Annotated in this window: 4 protein-coding genes; all 4 read left to right on the forward strand. The window is 56.5% G+C overall.

Going from position 1 to position 5,327, the window contains the following annotated elements:
* On the forward strand, positions 1 to 522 hold a 522-nt coding region (locus B2R17_RS16910; RefSeq protein WP_286764908.1), incomplete at its 5' end, for an AAA family ATPase.
* A 73-nt stretch (positions 523 to 595) separates the two neighbouring features.
* On the forward strand, positions 596 to 1,315 hold the full coding sequence (locus tag B2R17_RS16915) for a zinc ribbon domain-containing protein (protein ID WP_286764909.1): 720 nt from the start codon (positions 596 to 598) through the stop codon (positions 1,313 to 1,315).
* Positions 1,315 to 1,962, forward strand: coding sequence for a dephospho-CoA kinase (gene coaE, locus B2R17_RS16920; RefSeq protein ID WP_286764910.1), 648 nt, complete (start codon positions 1,315 to 1,317; stop codon positions 1,960 to 1,962). Before B2R17_RS16915 ends, coaE begins: the two co-directional genes overlap by 1 nt.
* Positions 1,963 to 2,489: 527 nt before the next feature.
* The coding region (locus tag B2R17_RS16925) for a hypothetical protein (protein ID WP_286764911.1) at positions 2,490 to 5,327 on the forward strand (2,838 nt) is incomplete at its 3' end.

The raw sequence follows: 5,327 nt of genomic DNA on the forward strand, positions 1-5,327 counted from the left end.
AACCCGATTGAGCAGGAAGGCACCTACCCGCTTCCCGAAGCCCAGATGGACCGCTTCCTGTTCAAACTGGTCGTCGGCTACAGCAACCGCGATGAGCTGGCGACGATCGTCGACCGCACGACTCGCGGCGAACGTCCAGAGATCGAAAAGGTCATGGACGGCGAAGAAATTCAACGCTGGCAAAAACTTGTTCGCGAAGTCATCCTCGCCCCGCACGTTCAGGATTACTTGGTGCGGCTGACCATGGCGACGCACCCCGATGGCCCGCACAGCGTTCCGATCACCAACGAATACGTTCGCTGGGGCAGCAGCCCGCGTGGTGCCCAAACGCTCGCTTTGACCGCGAAAGTCCAGGCTTTGTTGGACGGACGGTTCAACGTTTCCTTCGAAGACATCCGGCGGATGTTCCTTCCCGCGATGCGTCACCGCGTGCTGCTGAACTTCGAAGCTCAGGCCGAAGGCATCGACACCGACCGCGTTTTGCTGGAAATTCTAGAGAAGGTTCCAGAAAAGGGCGATTGATCGGTGCTCCTATCCGTCTCACAATCTCACCCCCTCTTTTCACTCCCATTCTCCAGCTCCCGCATTCTGCCTGATGGCTTCGCCCTCCACCACGACTAAATTTTCCAGCGTCCTTTTGCGAACGTTGCACAACACGTTGCAACAACGCACCGATTTGGAGGGGCAATTGCGCCGTGGCCCGCTTCAAATCAAGGCCGTTCAGTCGATGGTCGACGAGGCTCAAGCGAATGTGGATGCGGCGGCGGAAACGCTGAAGAAAACCCGCATGACGGCGGATGAAAAGCAATTGCAACTGCAGACCCGCGAAGCCCACGTCAAGAACCTGCAGGGCAAACTGAACACGGCCGCTTCGAACAAAGAGTTCTCGCTGCTGAAGGACCAAATCGCTGCGGACGAACAAGCCAACAGCGTTCAAAGCGACGAAATCCTCGAAGTGCTCGAACGAATCGATACCTGCGAGGTCGAACTGGGCCGAGCCCAAAAGAAGCTCGAACAGGCTCAAGCAGACCAAACCAAACGGGTCAACGAAATCGAAGCTCGGCTCGAACAAGTTCGCCAGGATCTCGCTCGCATCAACGAACAACTCGCCGCTCACGAAGCCGACATCCCGGCCGCTGTGAAAGCAGACTACCGCCGACTGGTTGACGCCCGCGGCGACGAGGCATTGGCGGCGGTGGAACAAGACTCCTGCGGTGGTTGCTACCAAACGTTGACCACACAGGTTCTCAACCAAGTGATGTTGTCGACGTTGACGCATTGCCCCAACTGCAACGCCTTTCTCTACCAGGCTTGATGTCGGACGGGCCACTGACCGATTCAACACCAATGTCTTCAACACCAATCATTGGAGTCATCGGTCCGCCGTGCAGCGGCAAATCGACGGTCGCTCGTCACCTGGAATCTCTGGGTGGCGTCTGGTTGAACGCCGACGAAATCGCGAAGAGCCAACTCAGCGAACCCGACGTCATTCACGAACTGAAATCGCTGTTTGGCGATTCCATTCAAATGGCGGATGGTTCTTTATCACGCTCGCGATTGGCTGACTCGGTCTTCGGTGACGACGAAAGTTCACACGCTCGACTTCGACAACTGGAAGGCGTGCTTCATCCGCGAACACGAACGATTCTGCAATTTGAAATCGCAAAAGCGAAATCGGACCGGCGACCGTTTGTAATTCTCGATGTGCCACTGCTTTTGGAAAGCGGCTATCGCGAAACGTGTGACGAAGTTTGGTGCCTGCAGGTCGCTCCCGAACGACATCAAATACTGCTCGCTGCTCGCGGATGGGACATGGACGAACTCGAGCGACGGAACGCTCGCCAGTGGTCCTGGGATCGGAAACGTTCGGCCAGCACTCGCGTGATTCCAAACAACGGCACCTTGGACGAATTGCGTCGCTTGGTCGAATCCGAACTGGCTTCTGTACTGCAATCCAAGTGACGCCATCGTGATTTGTGGGTTTGCCCAAACGAATTCATCGGAAATTCTTCCACAGCCGGCATGTTTGAATCGATTCATCCTTCGCTCCCCCGACTGACCTGCCGCAGGTCTGGCAGGCATATTTCTGCACACCTCAATCGCACCAACGCGCAGGCCCGCCCCGTTAGCAAGAAACAGCGACGCGACGAACCACGTTAACGCGTGGCGAGACAAGCACACTCAATAGACTCGCACCATAAATCGCCGTGGAATCGGAGGCTCTTGCGTGATTCCCGTCCGATTCAAATTTGGGCGGTATTTGCTAAGCTCCTCTCCACCAAGCCCGTCTTTGGATCCAACGTTTTTCGTGAGACTGTCGTCAATCGTCGATCGCTTTGGACCCAAGGGTGCTCCGCGATCCAAAGCCTCAAAGCTCTTCGATCACGAAGCTTGGTTTTGCCGACCACATTCATGTTCGAACCGGAGAGATCCTCATGGCATTGCTGCGAGAACCCACAGAACTTCAACGCGCTTTGAGCTGGGACCGCATGCTTGCGGCCGCTCCGGAACAACGACAACGTCTGCAAAACTATCTCTCGTTCCAATTGGCACTTGCCGGCCTGATGCCCCCCGGCGAAGAAGACCAAGAACGTCCCGACGCGGCGTTCCCTCGCGAAATGCTGGATAGCTTTCGTGAACGCAACGCGATTCTTCGCCAGCACCAACCACCAATCGATCAACGCATCGAAGCGTTCCTCGCGTCTTACTTTGGCGATGAGCTCGGCGACGAACCTCTGAAGCTGCCCAGTCGCTCGTTGAATCTGGACCGTCACGGCATGGCTCGTGAATTGAGCATGCCTTTGGGTGGCAACAAATTTGAAAACGATCAGGTCAAATCGTACCGCTGCTTCAATGGCGTGTTGAACAACCCACGAGCCGACCGCCGCACCACGGCAGGCACCTTCCACGTTGTCGAAGGTGGTTTGCCAATTCCTGGGGACAAACGAGTTGTTCCAAAGAACGTGTTCGTGAACCTTTTCCGCGCCGCCATGCAGCCGCCCGCGGCCGACATGGAATTGCCGTACACCCACAACTCACCTCACCCCGCTGAATCATGGGTGTCGTTGATGTTGCGTCCATTGGTTGCTCCCGGTGTTCCCGGGTACAGCGAATCGAAGTCGATGGAAACTCGCTTCTTCGTTCCTGGCAACTACGTCAGCAACTTGGACTTCGTCGAATCGATCTTTGGCAATGCGGGCGACCCTCTGATCGCCGCCTGCGACGCCGGTCTCGACGCAAAACACTGGAGTGGTCACACCGGTTGCGTGATCCTGGCAACCCACCTGACTCAGTTGACCAAGAAAGAACTCGGGCTGCCTCACTACGACGACGCGACCGAACGCCAGCGTCACGACCGGATGTGCTGGCAAGACGAAACCGAACGCTACAACGACGGAGGTGCGTTCAAACTCACCTGCCGCAACAGTGATGGCGTGATCGTGACTTTGATCGCTGACAACTATTACGGTTATTGCAAGAAAGAAGTCAAAACCCAGCTCAGCTACGCTGCCAACTTGATGGGCAACGCGGAAGAAGAGCACGCCGGCGGTGCGATCGCATTTGCTTCGTATTCGTTGGGCGACGAATTCCAAGTCAACAGTCGTCTTTACAACGGCCAAACGTTCGCCGATGTCGCGAAACGCTACGAAGATTTCATTGACGTTCAACCGGAAGGATACGGCATCGACCGCATCCATCCGAGCGTCATCTACATCCCGGAAGACGCCCTGGCGACGCTTCGTGAGCGATGCATTCGCTGGACAGATTCGTCCGGCAAAGAGCAATCGATTCCACTCTCGCCCGATGAGATTTACATCGCTCCGAGTGGTTACAAAATCCAACTCGAAAAACACCCCTCCGCTCCAAGCTGGCGTCTGATCGGCACGGTCGGCGAAGGCGTTTTCTGCCACAAACCCTGCACGGTCAGCGGCGGCGGCAAGAGCGAAATCAGCAAGAGTCTTCGCGACTACATGTTGTATGGACCGATCTTCGTCAAAGACCACGAGATTGATTTCCAACTCGTCGATGACATCTTCTCGAAAGACTACGGATCGCGCTGGTCGGATTCCTACACCGGACGCACCGACTACAGCGAGCGTCCCAGCCGCAAAGTCCTCGACCCCAACCGTTCGCTCGGTAGCGTCATCAAGTTGCTGACCCCGAGCCCTGAATACAACGACGACTACAACGCTTGGTTGAAGAGCATTCCTGAGCACGTTTACGCTCTCGCTTTGATCATCAAACGTTTCGCCGGACCAGGCGTCGGCGACGATTGGCGTGATTCGTTCGGCGTCGACATCGTCAACGGTTCACCGGGCCACGAATTGAAGATCGGAAGCCGCCCGTTGGTCGGAACCTACTTGCGTGTGGGTTTGGAGAACTCGCAATGGCGAACATTCAAACTGCGTCAAGACTTCATCGCGTCGTCCAAGGTTCAGCGTGAAGATGACATCTCCGCCAGCATCGTGGTTCCTGCGGGAAGCATTGGTGATGTTGGATCAGCTGTCGCGGAAGCTCCAAGCTACAAGTTCGTTGAAAACTGCGAATACCGCTTGTTTCAACGTCCCGACGATGCCGTTCATCGCGGACTGGATAAACAAACCGAATCCGACCTGGCCGCGCCGGGCAACTTCATCAGTAACTTCGAACCGCTCACCAGCCAACAAGCTCGCGACATCATTCGCGATGCCATCGAGTTCGACAAATTCACCGGCCCAATGGAAGAGTTGCTGCTCACCGCGGCAGCATCCGAGGACGGCTACGTCGTCAGCACCGCCAATCCACGATTGGTCGATGGCAAGCCAACAAAGAACCCTCGTTACTTGCAAGACCGTCCCGACTTGGCATCGCCCCGTGCGACCTATGTTGCTTTGCGAGGCATCCAACTGCATCGCAAATTGGGCACCGACGATGCGGTCCTGACCCCGGTGGGCGCGGTCTTGTCCGGCCGTCGCAACAATCCACCAGACGCCGAAGCCGGCATCCGTTCATTGGCGGTTTACTCGCCACTTCACTATCAGGAACTTCCTGAACTGGTGATGGACTACGTTTGCTCACTGACCGGCAAGAGCCCCAGCACGACTGGTGCGGGCAGCGAAGGCGCACTGACCAAAGGTCCGTTCAACGCTCTGCACCCTGCCGTCGACCTGAACGCCGTGATCGTTTCGATGATCCTGACCGATTTGGGTGGCTTCAGCACTCCCGCTGGTCACGTTGGTCCCAACCTGGAAGTCGGCCACGACATTTCCTTGTTGATCCCTGAAGTCTGGTGCCGCATGACGGCCGAAGAACGCGACCCGCGCCGCATGATCGAAGACGGCATGCTG

The sequence above is a fragment of the Rhodopirellula sp. UBA1907 genome, assembly GCF_002337565.1.
In the GTDB taxonomy this organism is placed as follows: Bacteria; Planctomycetota; Planctomycetia; order Pirellulales; family Pirellulaceae; genus Rhodopirellula; species Rhodopirellula europaea.